Below are 22163 nucleotides of genomic sequence, written 5' to 3'. Positions count from 1 at the left end.
ATGAGCCTGAAGCTGGGCGTACTGGGCATCGACCACGGGCATATCTTCGGAATGCTCGGCGGCATGAAGGCGCTGGGGTGTACCTGCGCGCAATACTGGACCGACGGCCCTGCCGTCACCGAGGACAAGTTCAACGAGGTCTTCCCGGAGGTGGCCCGCGTCAGCGACCGTCGCGAGATCCTCGACGCCGATCTGGACATGATCCTGATCTCCGCCGTGCCCGCCGACCGCGCCGCACTGGCGATCGAGGCGATGGAAGCGGGCAAGGATGTCATGGTCGACAAGCCGGGCTGCACCACGCTGGACCAGCTCGACGAGATCCGCGACTGCGTGGCCCGGACCGGCCGCATCTGGTCGGTGAACTTCTCCGAGCGGTTTCAGGTGCGGGCGGCGGCCAAGGCATCGGAACTGGTGGCCGCGGGCGCCATCGGACGCGTCGTGCAGGTTGTCACGCTGGCCCCCCACAAGCAGAACCTGAAGACGCGCCCCGAGTGGTACTTCCAGAAGGAGCGGTACGGCGGCATCCTCTGCGACATCGGCTCCCACCAGGTGGACCAGTTCCTGCATTTCACCGGCTCCACCGACGTGACCATCGCCCATGCGCTGGCAGAGAACACGACCCGCCCCGAGTATCCCGGCTTCCAGGACTTCGGCGAGATGACCCTCGTCGGCGACAAGGGGCACGGCTACCTGCGGCTAGACTGGTTCACCCCGGACGGCCTGCCCACCTGGGGCGACGGAAGGCTCTTCCTGCTCGGCACGGAGGGCACTATTGAATGCCGGAAATACACCGACATCGGACAGCCGCACCGCACCGATAACCTCTATCTCGTGAACGCGGAGGAGAACGTGCACATCGACTGCCGCGAGGTGGAACTCCCCTACTTCGGGCGCCTCATCGCGGATGTGCAGGATCGGACGGAAACGGCTGCCAAGCAGGCCCACACCTTCCGCACGATGGAGATCGCGATCCGGGCGCAGATGAAGGCGGACGGACTGTGACGCGGGTTGCCATCATCGGAGCGGGCATCGGGGCCGAACACCTCGCCGCCTATGCCGAACTCCCCGAACTGTTCGAGGTGGCGACGGTCTGCGACCTGAACCTCGCCCGGGCCGAGGCGGTCGCCTCTCCCCATGGCATCCCGGCGACGGCGGATTTCGACGCGGTGCTGGCGTCGGATGTCGACCTGATCGACGTCTGCCTGCCGCCGCACCTGCACCTCTCCGCCTGCCTCAGGGCACTGGAGGCGGGCAAGGACGTGGTCTGCGAAAAGCCCCTCGTCGCCTCGCTGGCCGAGGCGGACCAGCTGATCGCCAAGGCGGCAGAGACCGGGGGCAGGGTCTTTCCGGTGTTCCAGTACCGCTTCGGCCTGGGCACCGCGCAACTGCGCGCCATCGTCGACGCCGGGCTGGCGGGCAAGCTCTACGCCGGCACGATCGAGACACACTGGAACCGCGACGCTGCCTATTACGCCGTGGACTGGCGCGGGACATGGGCCGGAGAGCGGGGTGGCGCGATTCTCGGCCACGCGATCCACATCCACGATTTCCTTCCGGCGTTCCTCGGCCCCGTCGCGCGCGTCTACGCCGAACTGGCGACCCGGGTGAACGAGATCGAGGTGGAGGACTGCGCCGCCCTGTCGCTGCGCATGAAGAGTGGCGCGGTCCTGACGTCCTCGGTCACTCTGGGCGCGGCGACGGACACCACGCGGATGCGGCTGGTCTTCGAGGGCGTGACGGTCGAGACCGGCCTGTCGCCCTACAAGCCCGCCCAGTCCGCATGGCAGTTCACCCCGCGCGCACCGGTCACGGCCGAGCAGATCGAAGAGGTGCTGTCCGGGGTCGGCCCGCAGGATGTCGGCTTCACCGGGTTCTTCCGCGCGGTCGGAGAGGCCCTGGCCGGGAAGGGCGGGCGCGAGGTGACTCTGGCCGACGGACGCCGGTCGCTGGAGTTCGTCAGCGCGATCTACCAGTCGTCCCGCACAGGCCTGCCGGTCAACCTGCCGCTGGGGCCTGAATTCCCGCTCTACGATGGCTGGCTGCCCGCCTGAGGCATGGACCGGGCTGACAACCCTGCCGGCGATGGCTGGCGGGGTGGCGGACTTCGACGCCCTTTACGGTGCGTTGCCCGCACCGCCGGATGCCGTGTCGTTCGAACGCATCGCAACCTCCGAACCCGGCATGGAGCGGATCGTCATCCAGGTGACGGTCGGGGTGCGTCGCCTGCGTGTCGATGCCGGGCTGTGGTTGCCGCCGGGCGCCGGGCCGTTTCCGCTGGTGGCGGGGCTGGACTTCCTTGGTCCCGTGGGCATCACGCCCACTGACGCATTCCACTGTGATCCCTACGCCGTGGTGCAGGCACCCGAGGCGCTGGGAGGGCATGGCCCGCTGCGGGAGTTCCAGCGCGGGGCGACCGCCTACCGCTGGCCGGTGAAGATGCTCTGCGACCGGGGGTACGCGGTGCTTGCCAGCTGCTACGGGTCGTGGGTGCCGGATTCGCAGGCTGCCTGGGCCGAGACCGGGGTGAGGCCGCTGACCGGGGCGACAGATGCCGGTGCGATTTCCCTCTGGGCCTGGGCGATCATGCGGTTGCTCGATGTGGCGCAGCTCTTGCCCAAGATCGACCCGACGCGCCTTGCTGTGGCCGGGCATTCGCGGTTGGGCAAGGCGGCGCTCTGGGCCGCGGCGCAGGATACCAGAATCACGGCTGTCTGGGCCAATGCGTCCGGCTGTTGCGGTGCCGCGCCCGAGGCGCACGGCATCGGCGAAACCCGCGCGCAACTGATCGGGAGGTTTCCGCACTGGCTTCGGCAGGGTGGTCCTGGGGTCGTTGGCGTACCGGATCAGCAGGCTCTGCTCGCTCTCTGCGCGCCGCGGCGGCTGTACCTGTCCGGTGCGGTCGGCGACCTCTGGGCCGATCCGGTGGGCAGTTACCTGGCGCTCACCACGGTCGGCGGAGAGGATTGGCCCGATGTGGCGTCCATGTGGGAGCCGGGCCGACAGATCCTGCGCGGGGCGTCGGGGTGGCATCTGCGCCCGGGCGGACACGAGATGCTGCCCCATGACTGGATGCGCTTTCTGCACTTCCTCGACGCCGCGGGTTTCTGAGGCGGCCCGGATCAGGCCGCCCGTGACGTTGCGCTGACCGTCGCCGGAGCGTCGAGTTCCGGCACCTTCAGCTTGATGAGGATCGTCTGCAGCCCGGTCGCCTCTTGCCGCATCCGTTCCGTCGCGGTCGTCGTCTCGTCGACCATGGCGGCGTTCTGTTGGGTGACCATGTCCATCTGCGCGATGGCCGCGTTGACCTCGCTCAGGGCTGTCGACTGCTCGCGAGAGGCAGAGGCGATGTCCGTGGACAATTGCGCCACGTGGTCGAAGTTCTGGACGATTGTCTGAAGCGTCTCTGCCGCGCGTTGGATCAGGTCCACGCCGGAGCCCACTTCCTGCGAACTGGCCGAAACGAGGTCCTTGATCTGCTTGGCCGCGTCGGAGGCATTGCCGGCCAGCACGCGGACCTCTTCGGCGACGACGGCAAAGCCGCGTCCGGCGGAGCCTGCGCGCGCCGCCTCAACCCCTGCATTCAGCGCAAGGAGGTTTGTCTGGAACGCGATGTCGTCGATCATGCCGATGATCTGCGTGATCCGGTCGGAGGAGGTCTGGATACGGCCCATCGCCTCCGACGCCTCGGCGACCGTGGCGGCGCCTGCCTCTGCCGTGCGGGCCGCGTCGTCGGCCACGGACTTCGCCCGGTTTGTGTTGTCGGACGATTGCCGGACGTTTTCTGTCAGCTCGTGGATCGCCGCCGCCGTTTCCTCCAGCGATGCCGCCTGGCTGGCAGTGCGGTTCGACAGGTCGGAGGTTCCGGTGTTCACGTCGGAAATCATACCGAGCAGGCTGTCCATCGTCGCCGACACCTGTGCCAGCGTCTGCCCGAGTTTGAACGTCGCCTCGTTGAGCTTGCGCCGCACCGGATCGAAGGTGGCGGGGAAATCGCTTGTCTCAGCCGATGGGATCACATGCGTCAGGTCGCCGGCGGCCATCTTGTCGATGGCGGTATTGATGTGCTGGAAGGCGCAGGTCTGTTCCTCGGCGAGGACCATGAAAGTCGTCTCCACCACACGCTCGATATCGAGCGAGAAGGCGCGGACCAGCACGCCGATCTGGTTGCGTATCAGGTCCACCGAACGCCCGCGGAACCCGATGCGGCACTTCTTCAGGAAGATCGACACCAGATCCGACGTCGCCTGTGAATAGGACGCCATGTAGAATTCGAGCGGCAGCTTGATCCGCGCATGTGTCCGGCCGATCCGCTCGATCGAGGCAAAATACTCGGCGTCGAACTGCGCGGTCAGGATACGTTCCCAGTGCTTCTTCTGGGCGGACCGGGCAAAGGCCATGCGGTCGGGCCCGTCGAAGAAAGCAGCCGTTTCGGGATTGGCCGTCGCCCGGGCGTAGAAATTTTCCAGCACCGTGTCGAGTTCCGGCAGGAGGAGCACGCCAGCCTTGATCAACATCTCGCGGTGTTCGCCGTCAAGCTGGTAAGTCTTCAGTTTGGTTTCAAAATCGTGGGTCATCTCTTGTCCGTCCCCTTCGCTGGAGGTGACCCAAGGTGAACCCAAATCCATTAACAAGCCGTCGCCCGGAGCGGCTGCGCGACCGCCAATGTCCCTTGCATTTAAGGCGAATGCCGGCGCGAGATCAGACCGATACCTTGGCCAGCAACTCGTCGCGATCCGTATCCGCGCGGGTGGCGTTATGGATCACGCGGCCCCGTTCCAGCGCGACGAAATGGTCGCCCAGCTCATAGGCGAAATCGAAGAACTGCTCGACCAGAACGATGGCCATGTCTCCCTTTGACCGCAGGTATTTGATCACCTCGCCGATCTGCTTGATGATGTTGGGCTGGATGCCCTCGGTCGGTTCGTCCAGCAGCAGGAGCTTCGGCTGCGCGATCATCGCGCGGGCGATGGCGAGCTGCTGTTGCTGGCCCCCCGACAGGTCGCCACCGCGGCGGTTCAGGAAGCTCTTCAGTATCGGGAAAAGCTCGAAGATTTCGTCTGGAATTGTCCATTGATCCTTTGGGATGCAGGCATACCCGGTTTCGAGGTTCTCGCGCACCGTCATCAGGGGGAAGATGTCGCGGCCCTGCGGCACGTATCCGATTCCCGCGCGGGCGCGCGCCTGCGGCGGGGTGGAGGGCGGCACGTCCTGACCGTTCAGGATCATCGTGCCGCCGGAGCGCGGATGCGTGCCGGAGATCGCCTTCAGGAGCGAGGTCTTGCCCACCCCATTGGTGCCCATCAGGCAGGTGACCGCGCCGGGCTTTGCCTCCATCGAGATGTCGTAGAGGATCTGGCTGTGACCGTAGTGCAGGGTCAGGTCGGAAAGCGTGAGCATGGGCTGTCCTGTCAGTGCGGGCCGTGGAAGGCTTGGCGGTATGGCGCGGGGCGGGGCATCGGCCTCAGCGTCCGAGGTAGACTTCGATGACCTGCGGGTCGGAGGTCACGTGGTCGATGGAGCCTTCGGCCAGCACCGACCCTTCGCACAGCACGGTGACCTTGCAGCCAAGGCGGCGGATGAACTCCATGTCGTGCTCGACGACGACAACGGCGCGGGTCTTGGCGGCCTCGACCAGCATCTCGGTGGTCTTCTCGCGCTCTGCCGGGGTCATGCCGGCGGCGGGTTCGTCGACCAGCAGCAGGCGCGGTTCCTGGGCCAGCAGCATGCCGATCTCCAGCCATTGCTTCTGGCCGTGCGACAGCTCGCCCGCGATGCGGTTCAGGCTGTCCGACAGCCCGGTGCGTTCGGCGATCTCCTCGATCCGCTCGGCGCCCTGCCTGGTCTTCTTGTAGAACAGCACGTCGAAGGGGCCGCGCGGGTTCTTCAGCGCCATGGCGAGGTTCTCGCGCACGGTCTGGGCCTCGAAGACGGTGGGTTTCTGGAACTTGCGGCCCACGCCTTCGCGGGCGATCTGGCTTTCGGACATGCCGAGCAGGGAGATGTTCTTGTCGCCCCAGATCACCCGGCCCTCGTCGGGCTTGGTCTTGCCGGTGATGATGTCCATGAAGGTGGTCTTGCCCGCGCCGTTCGGCCCGATGATGGCCCGCATCTCCGGTTCGCCGATCTGGAAGGACAGGTTGTTGATCGCCTTGAACCCGTCGAAGGAGACGGAGACGCCGGACATTTCGAGAAGGGTGCTCATGATTTCCTCACGATCTTGTCGACCAGCCCGCCAAGGCCCTGCGGGGCGAAAAGGGTCACGGCCACGAAGGAGAAGCCGAGCAGCACCAGCCACCAGTCGGTCCACTTGACGGTGTAGAACCCGAGGTTGATGTCGGGCGCGCCGCCGCCGGTGAACCAGCTCGACAGGAGCGTGACGAAGACGGTACCCAGCACGGCACCGTAGAGCCGGCCGCGCCCGCCGATGGCCACCCAGACGGCAAGGTAGATCGACGCGATGGGGGCGATCTCGGCCGGGTTCACGATGCCCGCCTGCGGATAGTAGAGGGCGCCCGCGATGCCCGAGACCACGGCAGTCAGGGTGAAGACGAAGAGCTTGTAGCTTTCCACGTGGTAGCCGAGGAACCGTACCCGCCGCTCGTCGTCGCGGATGGCGCGGATGACGGAGCCCATCTTGCCCGAGGTCACGAAGGCGAAGAGCACGTAGCCCAGACCCAGCGCCAGCGCGGAGGCCCAGAGGAAGTAAACGGAGATGACGCTTTGCGGCACGTCCGTCGCGCCGGGGATGTTCTGCAGGCCCGACAGGCCGTTGTTGCCGCGCAGGCCGCTGTCGTTCTGGAAGAGGTAGAGCGACAGCGCCAGCGTCATCGCCTGGGTCAGGATCGACAGGTAGACGCCGGTGACGCGCGACCGGAAGGCCAACCAGCCGAAGACCAGCGCCAGGAGGCCGGGCACGACGATGACCATCAGGAGCTGCAGCGGCAGCGAATGCGCGAAGGCCCAGATCGGCGGGAATTCCGACGCGCCGACGACGCCGAAGATCTGCGAGGCGATGGCGTCCGAGATCTCCTGCCCGGTGGGCGGGATGACCTGGTTCGACATGGAGCGGGCGACGATGGTTTCGGTCCGGGCGTACATCAGCCACATGCCGATGGCGTAGCCACCGATTCCGAAGAAGGCGAAGTGTCCGAGCGAGAGGATGCCGCAGTAGCCCCAGACCACGTCCATGGCGATGGCGATCAGGCAGAGGCAGAGCGTCTTGCCCAGCGTCTTCACGAAGGAGGTGGAGATCAGGCCGGTGCCGAAGGCCTCGGAGGTCACCGTCACGACGAGGGTGAACAGCCCGAGGATGGCGATGAACCAGAGGATCGAGGGGTTCTGAGCGAAGAAGCTGCGGTGTGTCGGTCGGGCTTTGGTCATGTATCGGCTCCGCGGTCGGCGGGGGAGGTGTTGCGCCCCGGCAGGCCGGGCCGCCCGGGGGCGGCCGCGCGATGCGCGGCCGTTAGGGGCTCTGCCCCTCTGCCTGCGGCATTCACCCCGAGGTATTTCAGCCAAGATGAAGGCGCCTGGAGCGGCGTGTCCTCGGGTGCGTCGCCGAAGGCCGCGGTGACGGGGTAGCCGGGCGGGACGGAGGTGAAGAGGGAGCGCATCGTGATCAGTCTCCTGCCGCGCGGCCCTTGAGTGCGACGATGCCCTTGGGACGGAACTGGATGAAGAGGATGATGAAGAGGATCATGTAGGTTTGCGCCGCCAGCGTGTTGGACGGGTTGAACCACTCGATGCCCTTCTGGAGGATGCCGATGAGACCGGCGCCCGCAAGCGTGCCCCAGACGTTTCCGACGCCGCCCACGACCACGGTCATGAAGGACTGCACGATGTAGTCGGAGCCCATTTCCGAGGTCACCTTGGCATAAAGGCCGATGGCCACGCCGGCGATGCCCGCGATGCCGGAGCCCAGGCCGAAGGTCATCATCTTGATGCGGTCCGGGTTGATGCCCATCGACGCCGCCATGCGCGGGTTCTGGGTGACGGCGCGGACCTCGAGCCCGAGGCGGGTCTTCTTCAGGATGAAGAGGAGCAGGCCGAGGAACATCAGCGCCAGCACGAAGATCGCGATGCGGATGTAGGAGATCGCGATGACCTCGTTGATCTGCCAGGCGCCGTCGAGCCAGGAGGGCGAGGTCAGCGGGCGGGCCTGTGTACCGAAGATGTTCTTGGCGAGCTGCTGCAGCGCGATGGAGATCCCGAAGGTCGCGAGCAGGGTTTCCAGCGGGCGATGGTAGAGCCAGCGGATCACCAGCCGCTCCATGGCGACGCCCGCGGCAAAGGTGATGGCGAAGGCCAGCGGCAGGGCCACGATGAGCGACACGGTATAGTTCGGGATGAACTGCTGCACCACGTAGCCGGTGTAGGCGCCCATCATGATGAATTCGCCATGGGCCATGTTAATGACGCCCATGACGCCGAAGGTGATGGCGAGCCCGATGGCGGCGAGGAAATAGATGGAGGCCAGGGACAGCGCGTCGAGCGCGAGGTCGGCGGTCTGGCTGGCGGCGACACGGGTCTGCACCCCGGCCTGCGCCTCGTTCGCGGCGTCGGTGATCGCCTTGTTCTCCTCGCGGTAGGTCTCGTAGATCGTCCAGCTGGCGAGCGTGGCGTCGATGCCCTCGGGGGTGGCGCGCGGCGGCAGGGCGCCTTCGGTGGCGAGCCGGTCGTAGGCTTCTTCGCGTGCGGCCTGGGTGTTCAGCGTGTTGATCGAGACACCGGCGATCTTGTTGTCCTCGACCTGCGTTTCCAGCGCGGACTTCAGTTGCGAGGCGCTCAGGATCGGCGGCAGGTCGGTTTCCTCGCCGATCATGGCGTAGGCCTGTTCGCGGCTGAGGTCCGATCCGATCTCCAGGACGCGGGCGACGTTGGCGTCGTCGGGCACCTCCTGCGCGATCTCCGTCTGGGTTGCGAGGATCTGTGAGAGCACGGCCCGCCCGTCGACGGAGAGGTCGTCGGAGAGGGATGTGATGGCCTCGATCCGGGCCTCGTCGTTTTCGCCGTAACGTGCGGCGAGGTAGTTCATCAGCCGTTCCTTGCGGCGCTTGAGGGCGGGGTCGGGTTCGTCCTCGATGGACCGGGCGAGGGGCTCCATCTGCGAGGGATCGAGGTTGCGCGATATGGCGTCGAGCGCGTCGCGGCGGCGGACGATGTCGGGATCGGAAAGCTGGAACTGCACCAGCGCCTCGGAGATCACCTTGCGGACGCCGCCGTTGGGCTTGATCTGGTCGAGGGAGGCAAGCTCCACCCCGGGCACGGGTTCGGCGGTGGCCACGTCCAGCACGGTCTTCTTGCGGACGATGTAGAAGGTGCCGTCATCGGCGACCCAGACCTGCTTGTCCCGCAGGCTTTCGAGGAACACCGGAACGGAGGGCAGCCCGGAGGCGGTCAGCGCCTCGAGCGCGGGGCCGACCTTGGTGCGGGAGGGCTTGGCCAGCTCTGCCTGGTGCTCCTGCAGGATCGACTGGAGGTCCTGGGCATGGGCTGTTGCGGGCAGTCCGAGCAACAGGAGAACCGCGAGGAGGGCACGAAGCATGGCGAGCGCCTGTATATGGGGAAGATCGGGAGACATGGCGGGGTCAGTGCCCCGCCATGCCGGCGTACTGTCCGGAGGGCGTGCGGCGCGCGTGGCGCCGCCGCCGTCAGGAGATCAGTAGTTGGACTTGATCTGCACGCAGGTGGAGGTCTCGGTGTTGTACATGCCGCACTGGAGCTCTTTCCAGTCGGACTCGAGCACCGCGGATTCCGGCAGGAAGTCGGTCCAGGCATCGCCCGGGACCGGCTCGGTCGAGGAGATGATGTCGAACTGGCCGTCTGCACGGATCTCGCCGATCAGGACCGGCTTGGACAGGTGGTGGTTCACGCCCATCACGGCGGTGCCGCCGGTCAGGTTCGGGAATTCCTGGCCCCACATCGCTTCGCGCACGGCGTCGACATCGGTGGTGCCGGCCTGCTCAACCGCGTTCACCCACATGTTGAAGCCGATGTAGTGGGCTTCCATCGGGTCGTTGGTCACGCGCTTCTCGTCGCCGATGAAGGCATGCCACTGCTCGATGAATTCGGCGTTGGCCTCGGTGTCGGCGGACATGAAGTAGTTCCACGCGGCGAGGTGGCCGACGAGGTTGGAGGTATCCAGACCCGACAGTTCCTCTTCGCCCACGGAGAAGGCGACGACCGGGATGTCGTCGGCAGAGATGCCTGCCGCGGCCAGTTCCTTGTAGAAGCCGATGTTGGCGTCGCCGTTGATCGTGGAGATCACGCCGACCTGCTTGCCGTCTTCACCCAGCGCCACGACGTCGGACACGATGGTCGCCCAGTCCGAGTGGCCGAAGGGGGTGTAGTTCACGAAGATGTCCTCCGCGGCGATGCCCTTGTCCTTCAGGTAGGACTCGAGGATGTTGTTCGTGGTGCGCGGATACACGTAGTCGGTGCCGAGCAGGGCGAATTTCTCGACGCCCAGTTCCTCGAGGAAATAGTCCACGGCCGGGATCGCCTGCTGGTTCGGCGCGGCGCCGGTGTAGAACACGTTCTTGGAGCTCTCTTCGCCTTCGTACTGCACCGGGTAGAACAGCAGGCCGTTCAGCTCTTCGATCACGGGCAGCACGGACTTGCGCGACACGGAGGTCCAGTTGCCGAAGATCACGTCCACATTGTGAACGGTCAGCAGCTCGCGCGCCTTCTCGGCGAAGAGCGGCCAGTCGGAAGCGGGGTCGACCACGACGGCTTCGAGTTCGCAGCCCAGCACGCCGCCCTTTTCGTTCTGCGCGGCCACCAGCATTTCCATGGTGTCTTTCAGGGTCGTCTCGGAAATGGCCATGGTGCCGGACAGCGAGTGGAGGACGCCGACCTTGATCGGCTCTGCGCAGTCCTGCGCGGAAGCGGTGCCGGCAATGATCGCCGTGGTGGCAGCACCGGCGAGAAGTTTGGTGAATCTGTTCATTCTTGTCTCCCTGCGAAGGTGTCCCTCGGCGCGGCAAGGCGCGCTCCTGTCCCTCGCGTTCCTGTTGCATCCCGTGCGGCAGCGTGATCGAGGCGATGATCCTGGGCTTTCGCACGCCCTCTGAAGCCCGACGAAATCCGTCACATCTGCAGGGGCAGCGTCACTTGGGGGCGCGAGACGATGTTCGGTCAATCACGGCGCGGGCGACGCATGGTGAATCGCAAGGTGTGCCCACGAAATGACCTGATAATTGGGTGAGTGATCAAAATATGGGCGGAATTTCGGGGTCGGTTGCCAAAATTTTGGGGAATCGTTGTTCTGACAGCCGGATGGCGTCTACGAATTGTGCAAGTGGAAGACGGGGGACCCGCGTGACATTTTATCAGCGCGAGGATGTGGAGGCGCCCGCAAGCGCCCCGAACGCCCAGCCGAGGGCGGTGGGCGACCTCGTGCTGTCGGCCAAGTCGCGGAGCGGTGTCTCTGCCATCGACCGGCTGCGGACGTCCGGCTGCCTGAAGACGCTGTTTCCGCGCAATGCCGAGGCCGTCGAAGCCATCCTGATCAACACCTCCGGCGGGCTGACCGGCGGCGACCGCCTGGCGCAGGTCGCGGAGGCGGGCGCCGGCGCCCGTCTGACGCTGACCACCCAGGCTGCGGAGCGGGCGTATCGTTCGGCCTCCGGCTGGGCGCGGGTCGATACGCGGCTGACGGTGCATGCGGGGGGCCGCATCGACTGGCTGCCGCAGGAACTGATCCTCTTCGAAGGCGCCCGGCTGCAGCGCAGCCTGCGCGCCGACCTGCATGGCGACGCCCGCCTGTTACTGGTGGAGCCGGTGATTTTCGGGCGCGCGGCCATGGGCGAACGGCTGCACGACGCAGCCCTGCGCGACCGGATCGAGATCCGCCGCGACGGCGTACCGATCTATTCCGATGCGGTGCGGCTTGAAGGCGACCTGACCCTGCAGATGGCGCGGCCCGCGGTGGGCTGCGGCGCCGGTGCCATGGCCTGCATTGTATACGTCGGTGCGGATGCGGAGGGGCGGCTGGCCCAGCTCCGGTCGCATATGCCCGCCACCGGCGGCGCTTCCCTCCTGCGCCCCGACGTGCTTGTGGCGCGCGTGCTGGCCGAGGACGGCTTCACGCTGCGCAAGACCCTTCTGCCCGCGCTGGACCTGCTGTCCGGCCACGGGCTGCCCGTATCATGGAGACTTTGACGGCATGCAACTGACCCCCCGCGAAAAGGACAAGCTTCTGGTGGCCATGGCCGCCGAGGTGGCACGCAAGCGGCTGGCCCGCGGTGTGAAGCTGAACCACCCGGAGGCCATCGCGCTGATCACCGACGCGGTCGTCGAAGGCGCGCGCGACGGCCGGTCCGTGGCCGACCTGATGCAGGCCGGGGCAGAGGTCGTCAGCCGCGAGCAGTGCATGGAAGGCATCGCCGAGATGATCCCCGAGGTGCAGGTCGAGGCGACCTTTCCCGACGGGACCAAGCTGGTGACAGTGCACAACCCGATCCGCTGAGCGGGCGGCGGGCGTCGATTGAGTATTTGGAAAGCAGAGAAACAGGGGACTTCGAGATGAAGAAAGTAATGGGACTGGCGGCAACGGCCGCGATGGTGGCGGCGCCCGCAGTGGCACATGAGGCCGGAGCGCACATGCACCCGCATGGGTCCGAGGGCTGGCTGGCGATGACGGCAGCAGCGGTGCTGGTGGTCGCTGCGATCATCGTGGCGCGGTGGACCAGATGATCCCCGGAGAGCTGTTCCCCGCCGAGGGCGAGATCGTCCTGAACGCTGACCGCGGGGCGATCACGATCATGGTCGCGAACACCGGCGACCGGCCGGTTCAGGTGGGGTCGCACTACCATTTCGCGGAGACCAACCCGGCGCTCGACTTCGACCGGGAGGCGGCGCGGGGCATGCGGCTCGACATCGCGGCGGGGACCGCGGTGCGGTTCGAGCCGGGCCAGCGGCGGCAGGTCAACCTGATCCCCATCGGCGGGTCGCGCCACGTCTACGGATTCAACCAGAAGGTCATGGGCGCCCTCTGAAGGGGCGTAACCGGCCTCATACCAACCGGGAGTACCAAGTCATGTGCAACGCCTGCTTGATCGAGAACGTGCGGAAGTCCGCCTTTTCCCGACGCGATTTCTTTCGCCGCAGCGCCGCGGCGGGGGTGGCCGCCGTCGCCGCCGGTGCGGTGACCGCGCGGCCGGCGCTGGCGCAGTCGTCGGGGAAGGTCGTTGACCTCACCTGGACGCTGACGCCCGAGTTCCCGACTTTCGACGGCAATCCCGGCATCATGTTCGAGCCCGACAAGGAGTATGCCGCGGACGGCTACAAGATCTGGAAGGTCACCTTCTACGAGCATTCGGGCACCCACATCGACGCGCCCGCGCATTTCGCGGAAGGCGCAGATTCGGTCGACGAACTCGCGCCGGAGAGCCTGATGTGCCCGCTCTGCGTGGTCGACATCACCGCGAAGGCCGCCGAGGACCCGAACGCCATGGTCGAGGCCGAGGACATCGAGGCGTGGATCTCGGCCAACGGTGACATTCCCGAGGGCGCCTGCGTGGCGATGAACTCAGGCTGGGAAGAGAAGATGGGCAGCGACGCCTATCGCACCAACGCCGAAGGGAATTTTGCCTTCCCGGGGTTCGCGAAGTCCGCGACCGACATGCTGCTGGATATGGGCGTGGCCTCGATCGGGGTGGACACGCTGTCGCTCGACCCCGGCAACTCCGCCGACTTCGCCGTGCACTATTCCTGGCTGCCCGCCGGGCGCTACGGGATCGAGAACCTGAAAGGGCTGGGCCAGTTGCCGGCCACCGGCGCGACGCTGTTTGTCGGCGCGCCGAAGCACGAGGCGGGCACGGGCGGCCCGGCGCGCGTGCTGGCGGTCGTCTGATGGCGGTTGTCCCCCTCCTGTCCGACGAGGACCTGTCGGAGACGGCCCGCGCCGTCTTCGACGACATCCGCCGCGTGCGGGGGACCGACTTCGTCAACAATTTCTGGCGCGCGCTGGCCAACGATCCGCCGCTTTTGCAGGCGACCTGGGAGCGGCTGAAGGTTGTGATGGCGCCCGGGGCACTCGACCCGCTGACGAAGGAGATGATCTATGTCGCCGTCTCGGCTGCGAACGGTTGCGAATACTGCTGCCATTCGCACAGCGCTGCCGCCAAAGCGAAGGGCATGACCGAAGAGATGCATGGCGAGCTTCTGGCGGTGATCGGAATGGCCATGCAGACGAACGGGATCGTCAACGCGTTGCAGGTCCCGGTCGACGAGGCGTTCAAGGCATGACCGGGGGCGTGAGTGGGAGGTATGTCAACCATGCAGGGAGCGCGCGCCGCAGCCTCTCTGCCTTTACCTACAGGAGCATTTTCGTGCAGTCCTCTTCCCCGCTCACCTGTTATCTCCGCGTCGCGGAACGTCAGGCCATGCTGGCCCTCATGGCGGCCGAGGCGTCGGCTGTCATCACCATGCGCACGCTCGGCTTCATGGGCATCTGGTCGGTGCCTGCGTCCGAGAACACGCGCATGGTCTCGGAAAAGCAGGCCGCGATGGTCGAGGCCGGGCACGGGATGATCCGGGCGGCGTGGCGGGGCGAGGCGCCGGATGCGGTCTATGACGCCGTGGTGCTGCCGTTCGACAGGACCGCCCGGGAAAACCGGCGCCGGCTGTCGCGAAGAGGATTCCGGCGGCCCTGAGGGGGACGCCTTGCGGCCGGTGAGGCCGGAAAGAACAAGCCGCCGGGGCGCCCTGCGTGGGCAGACCGGCGAACGAGGGAGATTACAGGAATGCCGACGTCCATCAAACGCGCCGACTATGCCGCCATGTTCGGCCCCACCACCGGGGACCGCCTGCGTCTGGCCGATACCGATCTGATCATCGAGGTCGAACGCGACCTGACCGCCGAAGCCGTGGGTGCCGCGGTCAGCGGTGCCAGCGGCGCCAACGCCGCAGTCTATGGTGAAGAGGTCAAGTTCGGCGGCGGCAAGGTGATCCGCGACGGCATGGGCCAGAGCCAGGTCACCCGGGCCGAGGGCGCCGTCGACACCGTCATCACCAACGCGCTGATCGTCGACTGGACCGGCGTCTACAAGGCTGACGTGGGGCTGAAGGACGGGCGCATCGCGGCCATCGGCAAGGCGGGCAACCCGGACACCCAGTCGGGCGTGAACATCATCGTCGGCCCCGGAACGGAGGCCATCGCGGGCGAAGGGCGCATCCTGACGGCGGGCGGCTTCGACAGCCACATCCACTTCATCTGCCCGCAGCAGATCGAGGACGCTCTGCATTCCGGCCTGACCACCATGCTGGGCGGCGGCACTGGCCCCGCGCATGGCACGCTTGCCACCACCTGTACGCCGGGGCCGTGGCATCTTGGCCGGATGCTGCAGGCGGCGGATGCCTTTCCGATGAACCTCGCCTTTGCGGGCAAGGGGAACGCGTCGCTGCCTGCCGCGCTGATCGAGCAGATCAAGGGCGGCGCCTGCGCTCTGAAGCTGCACGAGGACTGGGGCACCACCCCCGGCGCCATCGACTGCTGCCTTTCGGTGGCGGACGACTGGGACGTGCAGGTGATGATCCACACCGACACGCTGAACGAGAGCGGCTTTGTCGAGAACACGGTGAAGGCCATGAAGGGCCGCACCATCCACGCCTTCCATACCGAGGGCGCGGGCGGCGGGCACGCCCCCGACATCATCAAGATCTGCGGCGAGAGCTTTGTCCTGCCGTCCTCGACCAACCCGACGCGGCCTTTCACGGTGAACACCATCGAGGAACACCTCGACATGCTCATGGTCTGTCACCACCTCGACAAGTCGATCCCCGAGGACGTGGCCTTTGCCGAAAGCCGCATCCGGCGCGAGACCATCGCCGCCGAGGACATCCTGCACGACATGGGCGCGTTCTCGATCATCGCGTCCGACAGTCAGGCCATGGGCCGCGTGGGCGAGGTGCTGATCCGCACCTGGCAGACCGCTGACAAGATGAAGAAGCAGCGCGGCAGGCTGTCGGAGGAAAAGGGCGACAACGACAACTTCCGCGTCCGCCGCTACATCGCCAAGTACACGATCAACCCGGCCATCGCGCATGGCATCGCGCACGAGATCGGCTCAATCGAGGCAGGCAAGCGCGCGGACCTCGTGCTCTGGAACCCGGCGTTCTTCGGTGTGAAGCCCGAGATGGTGCTGATCGGCGGGACAATCGTCTGTGCGCAGATGGGCGATCCGAACGCGTCGATCCCGACGCCGCAGCCGGTCTATTCGCGCCCGATGTTCGGGGCCTACGGCCGCAGCGTGGAGAACTCTGCCGTGACCTTCGTGTCGGAGGCCGCGCAGTCGGAAGGGATCGGGGCGTCGCTTGGGCTCGCAAAGTCCACCGTGGCGGTGCGCAACACCCGCGGCATCGGCAAGGCCGACCTGAAGCTGAACGACGCGACCCCGAAGATCGAGGTGAACCCGGAAACCTACGAAGTGCGCGCGGACGGCGAACTGCTGACGTGCCAGCCGGCGACCGAACTGCCGATGGCACAAAGGTATTTCCTGTTCTGACGTGCCGGACGGAAGGTCAGGGCCGCCGGTCGCTGCCAGTCATCGCGGAACGCGGCGGCATGTGCGCCGCTGCGTCCCGCCTGTCGTTTGCAGGGTGCGATCCGGACCCTTGCGGGCAGTAGACTGGCTCTTGCCCGGACAGCTCGACATGGAATTCCTTGATCATCTGCATGCGCTCCCGGATGGAATCCAGAGAGGTGGAGATGCGGGATATGATTTGCCTGTTGCCCATGCGAAACTGGTTAAGTCGATGGGGTAAAAACTTGGTTATCAAATCGAACAAGACGCGCGTTTTTCCATCGGCCAGAGGCACGCGCGGCGGGAGAATACCGATGCGAATCTTGGGCTTGGTGGCAGCGATGCTGGTCGCGGGGCCGGTGGCGGCGGAGTGTCCGGTGGCCGCGGACCTCAAGACAGGCATCCGGTTCGACGTGGACGAGGGCGACAGCGAGGTCTTTCGCAGCCTGCGCCCCGGCGTGGTCGAAGCGATCTATTCGCACGCCGACGGCGGCGCGACGCGTACGCTGCTGGGGCAGGGGGTCTACCTTCTGGAACTCGTGGAGATGGCGGGCAAGGAACCGGACCCCTCGACCCGCATGACCTATGCCTTCCCGCAGAATGCCGAGCACCTGCCGCGGCCCGTGCCGGGGTCGACCGCCCAGTTCGAGCTGCTGCGCAACGAGAACGGCAGCCTCGAGCGCGAAGTGCAGTCCTACGACTTCGGACCACAGGCCCGCGCGACCTTCGGCGCCTGCACCTACGACATGATCCCGATCGAGATCCGCTATTCGGAGGACGACTCCAACACCGTGGATCTGCTGCATTATCTGCCGGAACTGGGCATCGCCTATTTCGCGGGCAGCACCTATGACGGGACCACCGACCTCTACAGCTATCACCGGATCGAGGCAGTGAAATGAACGATATCCCCGTGGCACAGATCCTGAAACGCGGCGAGGGCGCAGGCGCCCCCGAGACCGTGGTTCTGGATTATGACGGCCGCTTTCTGCGGCGCAAACGGCTGGTGGCCGAGAGCGGACTGGCCTTTGTGGTCGACCTGGAAAAGACCACCTCGCTCGACGATGGCGATGCGCTGGAGCTGGGCGACGGACGGCTTGTGGCGGTGAAGGCCGCGGCCGAGGAGGTGCTGGAAATCCGCGGTCGGCTGGCGCGTCTGGCCTGGCACATCGGCAACCGCCACACGCCCTGCCAGATCCTCGATGACCATCTTGTGATCCAGCGTGATCCGGTGATCCGCCACATGCTCGAACACGTGGGCGCCGAAGTGCGCGAAGCCGTGCGGCCGTTTACCCCCGAGGGCGGCGCCTACGGGCATGGCCGCACCCACAGCCATGAACACGGCCATACCGCCCATGCACATTGACCCCCGCCTCCTGACGGTCGCGCAATGGCTGTCGCCGTCCTACCCCTTGGGATCGTTCGCCTTTTCCCAGGGGCTGGAGCGCGCCTGCGCGGACGGCCAAGTGCACGACGCCCGGTCGCTGGAGGCCTGGCTGCGCGACGTGGTCGAGGTGGGCAGCGGACGGTCGGACGCGGTCTGGATCGCGCGTGCGTGGCACGAGGACCTGCCGCTTGCCGAACTGGACGCGCTGGCGCGGTCCTACATGCCCTCCTCCGACCGCCTGAGGGAGGCGGAGCGGCAGGGCGCGGCCTTTGCCCGGATCACCTCTGACGTCTGGCAGATCGAGGTGCCCGCGGTGGTGCTGCCGGTCGCCCTGGGCCATGCCGCGCGCCGCGTGGGGCTGGAGCTTGGGCCGCTGCTCATCCTTTATCTTCAGGGGGTTGTGAGCAATCTCGTGGCCTGCGGACAACGGCTGATGCCGCTGGGCCAGACCGATGCACAACGGATCGTCGCCGCGCTGTCGGCGCCCTGCGTCGCGGTGGCGGAGACCGTCGTGACAGAGGGCGGCGAGATCTGGTCGAACAGCTTCATGGCGGATATCGCCTCCATGACACACGAGACACTGGACGTAAGGATTTTCCAATCGTGACAACCATGAACGGGCCGCTTCGCATCGGGATCGGGGGACCGGTCGGAGCGGGCAAGACGACGCTGACCGCCCGCCTCGCGGAGCGTCTGAAGAACGATTATTCGATCGGGGTCATCACCAACGACATCTACACGCAGGAGGACGCAGAGGCGCTGATGCGCATGCAGATCCTGCCGATGGACCGGATTATCGGTGTGGAAACAGGGGGTTGCCCGCATACGGCAATCCGCGAGGACGCCTCGATCAACCTGGCCGCGGTGGCGGAAATGGTGGAGCGGCACCCCGAGGTGGAGGTCGTCCTGATCGAATCCGGCGGCGACAACCTGAGCGCCACCTTCTCGCCGGAACTGGCGGATTTTACCGTCTATGTCATTGATGTTGCTGCCGGAGAAGAGATCCCGCGGAAGGGCGGGCCTGCCATCCGGCGCTCGGACCTGCTGGTCATCAACAAGACCGACCTTGCGCCTTACGTGGGGGCTTCGCTCGACGTGATGCGTGAGGATGCCACCCGGGTCAGGGACGGTCGTCCCTTTATCTTCACCAGCCTGCGGCAGGGCACCGGGGCTGATGACGTTGTTCAGCAGATCCAGGCACTTACCGGGATCTAGACCCAGGCCTTACAGCGAAGCCCAGTCGGTGAAACGCCACGACTTGGGCTTCGGAGCCACCGGCAGTTCGGGTTGCGGTTTGCGTGTCTTGCGAGCCATTCTTGGCACCTCCTTTGACAAGATTAACCTGTGCTCTATCAGGAGGTTCCACCAGTACGGAATACGTGACCGGAGTGTGGCAGGATCACCCCGGCGGAATGATGCCCTTGGTCAGCAGGATGTTGCCGTAAAGTCTTGTTTCCCCGGTCTGAATCACGGCGAAACTACTTTTGGCCCGGTCGTAGAAGGCGAATCTTTCGGCGCTGGTAATCTTCGTTGGATTATCGGAAACGCGGTCGATAATGCCTTGGAATTCCGCGACAATCTCGGGCACGGCGTCCGCATCGCCCACGACCTGCATGGTATAGGCGGGATCCGGGATGAAGCTGTCGAGCGGCATCAGCGTCAGAACCGCGTCCAGAACGTCGGTCGCCGGGATGCCGTCGAGGCGATGCACCTTGCAGCCCATTGAATAGGCCGGGAAATTCGCATCGGTGATGGCGAGCACATCGCCGTGGCCCATGGCACGCAGCGTGTGGAGGATGTCGGGGGACAGGATAGCCGGGATATTGCGCAACATGGCGCCATGAAGCGCGAGAACGGCGAAACTGGCAAGTGTAAATGGCGCGTCCGCGCCGTTCATCCTGTCGCGTTAACCTTTGCGAAAGGTGAGTCCCGGCCGGTTTGGCCCCCCGAACCGGCCGGTTGGTAACCTTTTCGGGAGAGGCGCTGCCGCACAGGCTCAGAGGCGCCGAAAGCGCCCCGAATCGTCTGCATCCGGTAAGGGACCGGCATGACCGGAGCCTGCGGCTCGACAGTCCTGGTGCCGGAAGGGGAGGGGCCCCGTCGCGCGGGCGGCGCGGAGCCCCGAAAGCGTGCTCAGAGCAGCTCGAGGTTGCCTGCGGACTGCTTGCCGTCGCGGCCGGTCTGCAGCTCGTAGCTGACTTTCTGGTTGTCGGCGAGGCCGGTCAGGCCGGAACGCTCGACTGCGGAAATGTGGACGAACACGTCCTTGCCGCCCTCATCCGGCTGGATGAAGCCATAACCTTTGGTGGTGTTGAACCATTTCACGGTGCCTTTGGCCATCGTGATGTCTCCTGTCTTGTTCCGCACGCGGGAGTGCTGCGGGTCGGCGTAGGTCAGAGCAAAATCGGTGCTCTGTCGCCGTATGAGGGAGACAGGTAGGCGATCTGGTAACGTAGCAAGGGCAATCGTATCTCAGATCTGGTGATTCTGAGCAAGAGAGATTGCGTTAACGTTGTGTTGAACGCGCAGCGCGACAGGCGCTTTTCGGCCTGAGCGTCAAATCTGCGTCGTCTGGCGCCGTTCTTTTCGGCGGCGTAGACATCGGGCGCGGCGGTCTGCGCCCGAGCCGCAGGGAGAGGGCACTCTCCCTGCGTCCGGTTCTGCCCGAAGGCAGAGTCGTCAGAGCAGCTCGAGGTTGCCTGCGGACTCTTTGCCGTCACGGCCGGTCTGCAGCTCGTAGCTGACTTTCTGGTTGTCGGCGAGGCCGGTCAGGCCGGAGCGCTCGACTGCAGAGATGTGCACGAACACATCCTTGCCGCCGGATTCCGGTTGAATGAAGCCGAAGCCTTTGGTGGTGTTGAACCATTTCACGGTGCCAGTGGCCATCGTGTGTCTCCTGATAGATTTACCGCACGCAAAATCGCTACGGTCCGGCGTAGGTCAGAGCAAAATCGATGCTCTGTCGCCGGATGAGGGAGACAGGGAGGCGATAGTGGTAACTGCAGCAAGACGGCGTATGACAGGTTGAGGGCCCGGACGCAAGGGGGAAGGTGTGTCGCCTGTCAGCGGCGTATCTGTGCGCTGTCGGCGGACCGAGGGGATCGGGATCGCGGCGCCGGGGGGCCGATCAGTGGCTGGCTGCCGACGATTCCTCTTCGGGGCCAGGGCTGCCGGGGGGCATCCGGTGTCGCCGTTTGCCGAGGCGGGCGCCTTTCGCGAACAGCAGCTTTCCCAGCCGCATCGGGCGTGCCTGAGGGTGCGCGGGGACTTCGTCAGACGGTGCGCCAAAGGCCACGGCATCGCACAGCCTAGTTTCCAGGTCGTGGGGCGGCGCGGGCTGGCGGACGACATCGTTCAGGGCTTCGGACCCGTAGTGATGGACAAGGGTGGTCAGCAGGGCGTCGTGATCGGACTCCAGATCCGCCATCTGCCGCCAGTGCGTGGCGTAGCCTTCGCCATCCGCGAGCCGGTCGTTCGCGGCCAGTCCCGTCGCCAGTTTCGCGCGGAGCTGTGCGGTGGAGCGGATCGGCAGGTGCAGGACACGTATCCCGCAATTCACGGACCGGGCGTACTTGTGCTTGCCGAGAAACCGGTGATTGCCCTGGGCGACGGTCAGGTCCCTGTCGGCAACCGCGAGGTTGATCGCGGACTTGCGGATCCAGATGGCCGTGTCGTTCCAGCGGCCGATACGGCTATGAGGCTGCACCTTGCCCTTCTCCAGCAGGACCGCGTTGTCCCAGAACATGTGCACGCATTGTCTGAACGACCGGCGCCGCAGGGTTCTGCTGAGGTCCTTGCGGGAGCGGACATCGAGGAACTCGTCGGCGTCCAGAAAGAACAGCCAGCCGGTTTCGCCCCTGGCCACAAGCTCGTTCTTCACGGAGGTCATGAGCCGGCCCTGGGCCAGCTCTGGCTCCTCGAAAGGACGGACGTCGAGGTTCGGGTGCCTGGCCGCCAGTTCCGCCAGCTTCTCGCGGGTGCCGTCCGTGCTCAGGTGATCGTAGATGATGCACTGGTCGAAGATCGACGTGATGTGCGCGATCCAGGTTTCGATGATGTCGATCTCGTTGCGGACCATCCCGGTGCAGAGGAGCCGCCTGTGGGGCCTGCGCGAGACGACGCGCCAGAGGGGGTATGCGCCGGACGTGCGCGCCGAATTCGGTCTGCGGGCCATGGGCGTCTGTCCTTTGCGGCGGAAAGTCACTTGAAAACGGGTCGTGCTGAAAACGCAGGGCAGGGTGGGCTGGCCGCCC

Annotated in this window: 26 protein-coding genes; 15 read left to right on the top strand and 11 right to left on the bottom strand. The window is 65.9% G+C overall.

Going from position 1 to position 22163, the window contains the following annotated elements; translation table 11 throughout:
- From CDO87_RS05430 to CDO87_RS05420, 3 genes are read left to right on the top strand one after another with little or no spacing between them, the layout of a single operon-like run.
- Positions 1–1002: a Gfo/Idh/MocA family protein gene (locus CDO87_RS05430; RefSeq protein WP_100927830.1), complete on the top strand. Its 1002-nt coding sequence runs from the start codon at positions 1–3 to the stop codon at positions 1000–1002.
- The gene (locus CDO87_RS05425) at positions 999–2051 is read left to right on the top strand and encodes a Gfo/Idh/MocA family protein (RefSeq protein WP_100927829.1); all 1053 of its coding nucleotides are present in this window, start codon (positions 999–1001) and stop codon (positions 2049–2051) included. The genes CDO87_RS05430 and CDO87_RS05425 overlap by 4 nt, the downstream gene beginning before the upstream one ends.
- Entirely contained in the window at positions 2032–3108 is a 1077-nt protein-coding gene (locus CDO87_RS05420) for a hypothetical protein (RefSeq protein WP_100927828.1), read from the top strand. Before CDO87_RS05425 ends, CDO87_RS05420 begins: the two co-directional genes overlap by 20 nt.
- Before the next feature lie 11 nt (positions 3109–3119).
- Here CDO87_RS05420 and CDO87_RS05415 read toward each other — a convergent pair whose 3' ends face one another.
- From CDO87_RS05415 to urtA, 7 genes are all read right to left on the bottom strand, one after another.
- The gene (locus CDO87_RS05415; RefSeq protein ID WP_198521823.1) at positions 3120–4574 is read right to left on the bottom strand and encodes a methyl-accepting chemotaxis protein; all 1455 of its coding nucleotides are present in this window, start codon (positions 4572–4574) and stop codon (positions 3120–3122) included.
- 124 nt (positions 4575–4698) lie between these two features.
- Entirely contained in the window at positions 4699–5397 is a 699-nt protein-coding gene (gene urtE / locus CDO87_RS05410) for an urea ABC transporter ATP-binding subunit UrtE (protein ID WP_100927826.1), read from the bottom strand.
- Between the two features lie 64 nt (positions 5398–5461).
- Positions 5462–6202 (bottom strand): urea ABC transporter ATP-binding protein UrtD, encoded by a 741-nt coding sequence (gene urtD, locus CDO87_RS05405; RefSeq protein WP_100927825.1) that lies wholly within the window; start codon positions 6200–6202, stop codon positions 5462–5464.
- Positions 6199–7380 carry an urea ABC transporter permease subunit UrtC gene (gene urtC / locus CDO87_RS05400; RefSeq protein ID WP_100927824.1) on the bottom strand — a complete coding sequence of 394 codons (1182 nt, stop codon included), beginning with the start codon at positions 7378–7380 and terminating at the stop codon, positions 6199–6201. Before urtC ends, urtD begins: the two co-directional genes overlap by 4 nt.
- Entirely contained in the window at positions 7377–7610 is a 234-nt protein-coding gene (locus CDO87_RS05395; protein ID WP_100927823.1) for a hypothetical protein, read from the bottom strand. Before CDO87_RS05395 ends, urtC begins: the two co-directional genes overlap by 4 nt.
- Before the next feature lie 5 nt (positions 7611–7615).
- Positions 7616–9541, bottom strand: coding sequence for an urea ABC transporter permease subunit UrtB (gene urtB, locus CDO87_RS05390; protein ID WP_100927822.1), 1926 nt, complete (start codon positions 9539–9541; stop codon positions 7616–7618).
- Between the two features lie 114 nt (positions 9542–9655).
- Positions 9656–10945: an urea ABC transporter substrate-binding protein gene (urtA, locus tag CDO87_RS05385; RefSeq protein ID WP_100927821.1), complete on the bottom strand. Its 1290-nt coding sequence runs from the start codon at positions 10943–10945 to the stop codon at positions 9656–9658.
- 437 nt (positions 10946–11382) lie between these two features.
- Here urtA and CDO87_RS05380 point away from each other — a divergent pair, with 437 nt between their 5' ends.
- From CDO87_RS05380 to ureG, 12 genes are all read left to right on the top strand, one after another.
- A complete protein-coding gene (locus CDO87_RS05380) occupies positions 11383–12159 on the top strand; it encodes an urease accessory protein UreD (protein WP_100930848.1) in 777 nt (258 codons plus the stop codon).
- A 4-nt stretch (positions 12160–12163) separates the two neighbouring features.
- Positions 12164–12466, top strand: a complete 303-nt coding sequence (locus tag CDO87_RS05375; protein WP_100927820.1) for an urease subunit gamma — start codon at positions 12164–12166, stop codon at positions 12464–12466.
- A gap of 56 nt (positions 12467–12522) precedes the next feature.
- Positions 12523–12693: a peptidase M23 gene (locus tag CDO87_RS05370; RefSeq protein ID WP_100927819.1), complete on the top strand. Its 171-nt coding sequence runs from the start codon at positions 12523–12525 to the stop codon at positions 12691–12693.
- On the top strand, positions 12690–12995 hold the full coding sequence (locus CDO87_RS05365) for an urease subunit beta (protein ID WP_100927818.1): 306 nt from the start codon (positions 12690–12692) through the stop codon (positions 12993–12995). Before CDO87_RS05370 ends, CDO87_RS05365 begins: the two co-directional genes overlap by 4 nt.
- Before the next feature lie 41 nt (positions 12996–13036).
- A complete protein-coding gene (locus CDO87_RS05360; protein ID WP_100927817.1) occupies positions 13037–13852 on the top strand; it encodes a cyclase family protein in 816 nt (271 codons plus the stop codon).
- A complete protein-coding gene (locus tag CDO87_RS05355) occupies positions 13852–14247 on the top strand; it encodes a carboxymuconolactone decarboxylase family protein (protein WP_100927816.1) in 396 nt (131 codons plus the stop codon). Before CDO87_RS05360 ends, CDO87_RS05355 begins: the two co-directional genes overlap by 1 nt.
- 83 nt (positions 14248–14330) lie before the next feature.
- Positions 14331–14654: an antifreeze protein gene (locus tag CDO87_RS05350; RefSeq protein WP_254698343.1), complete on the top strand. Its 324-nt coding sequence runs from the start codon at positions 14331–14333 to the stop codon at positions 14652–14654.
- 90 nt (positions 14655–14744) lie between these two features.
- The gene (ureC, locus tag CDO87_RS05345) at positions 14745–16505 is read left to right on the top strand and encodes an urease subunit alpha (protein ID WP_100927815.1); all 1761 of its coding nucleotides are present in this window, start codon (positions 14745–14747) and stop codon (positions 16503–16505) included.
- 332 nt (positions 16506–16837) lie between these two features.
- On the top strand, positions 16838–17425 hold the full coding sequence (locus CDO87_RS05335; protein ID WP_100927813.1) for a hypothetical protein: 588 nt from the start codon (positions 16838–16840) through the stop codon (positions 17423–17425).
- Positions 17422–17889, top strand: a complete 468-nt coding sequence (locus tag CDO87_RS05330; protein WP_100927812.1) for an urease accessory protein UreE — start codon at positions 17422–17424, stop codon at positions 17887–17889. The genes CDO87_RS05335 and CDO87_RS05330 overlap by 4 nt, the downstream gene beginning before the upstream one ends.
- Complete coding sequence (locus CDO87_RS05325; protein WP_100927811.1) at positions 17879–18517, top strand: urease accessory protein UreF; 639 nt, start codon at positions 17879–17881, stop codon at positions 18515–18517. The genes CDO87_RS05330 and CDO87_RS05325 overlap by 11 nt, the downstream gene beginning before the upstream one ends.
- A 5-nt stretch (positions 18518–18522) precedes the next feature.
- Positions 18523–19125, top strand: coding sequence for an urease accessory protein UreG (ureG, locus tag CDO87_RS05320; RefSeq protein WP_198521879.1), 603 nt, complete (start codon positions 18523–18525; stop codon positions 19123–19125).
- A gap of 184 nt (positions 19126–19309) precedes the next feature.
- On the opposite strand, the gene CDO87_RS05315 is transcribed toward ureG, so the two are convergent.
- The 4 genes from CDO87_RS05315 to CDO87_RS05300 form a co-directional block, all read right to left on the bottom strand.
- Positions 19310–19807, bottom strand: coding sequence for an RbsD/FucU family protein (locus CDO87_RS05315; protein WP_254698342.1), 498 nt, complete (start codon positions 19805–19807; stop codon positions 19310–19312).
- A 236-nt stretch (positions 19808–20043) separates the two neighbouring features.
- Positions 20044–20250, bottom strand: a complete 207-nt coding sequence (locus tag CDO87_RS05310; protein ID WP_005860647.1) for a cold-shock protein — start codon at positions 20248–20250, stop codon at positions 20044–20046.
- 339 nt (positions 20251–20589) lie between these two features.
- A complete protein-coding gene (locus tag CDO87_RS05305; protein WP_100927809.1) occupies positions 20590–20796 on the bottom strand; it encodes a cold-shock protein in 207 nt (68 codons plus the stop codon).
- Between the two features lie 241 nt (positions 20797–21037).
- Positions 21038–22084 (bottom strand): glycosyltransferase family 2 protein, encoded by a 1047-nt coding sequence (locus tag CDO87_RS05300; RefSeq protein ID WP_100927808.1) that lies wholly within the window; start codon positions 22082–22084, stop codon positions 21038–21040.
- Between the last annotated feature and the right edge of the window lie 79 nt (positions 22085–22163).

Origin of the sequence: Sagittula sp. P11, from assembly GCF_002814095.1 — a bacterium.
Taxonomy (GTDB): domain Bacteria; phylum Pseudomonadota; class Alphaproteobacteria; order Rhodobacterales; family Rhodobacteraceae; genus Sagittula.
This window is presented reverse-complemented; position numbering and strand designations above follow the sequence as displayed.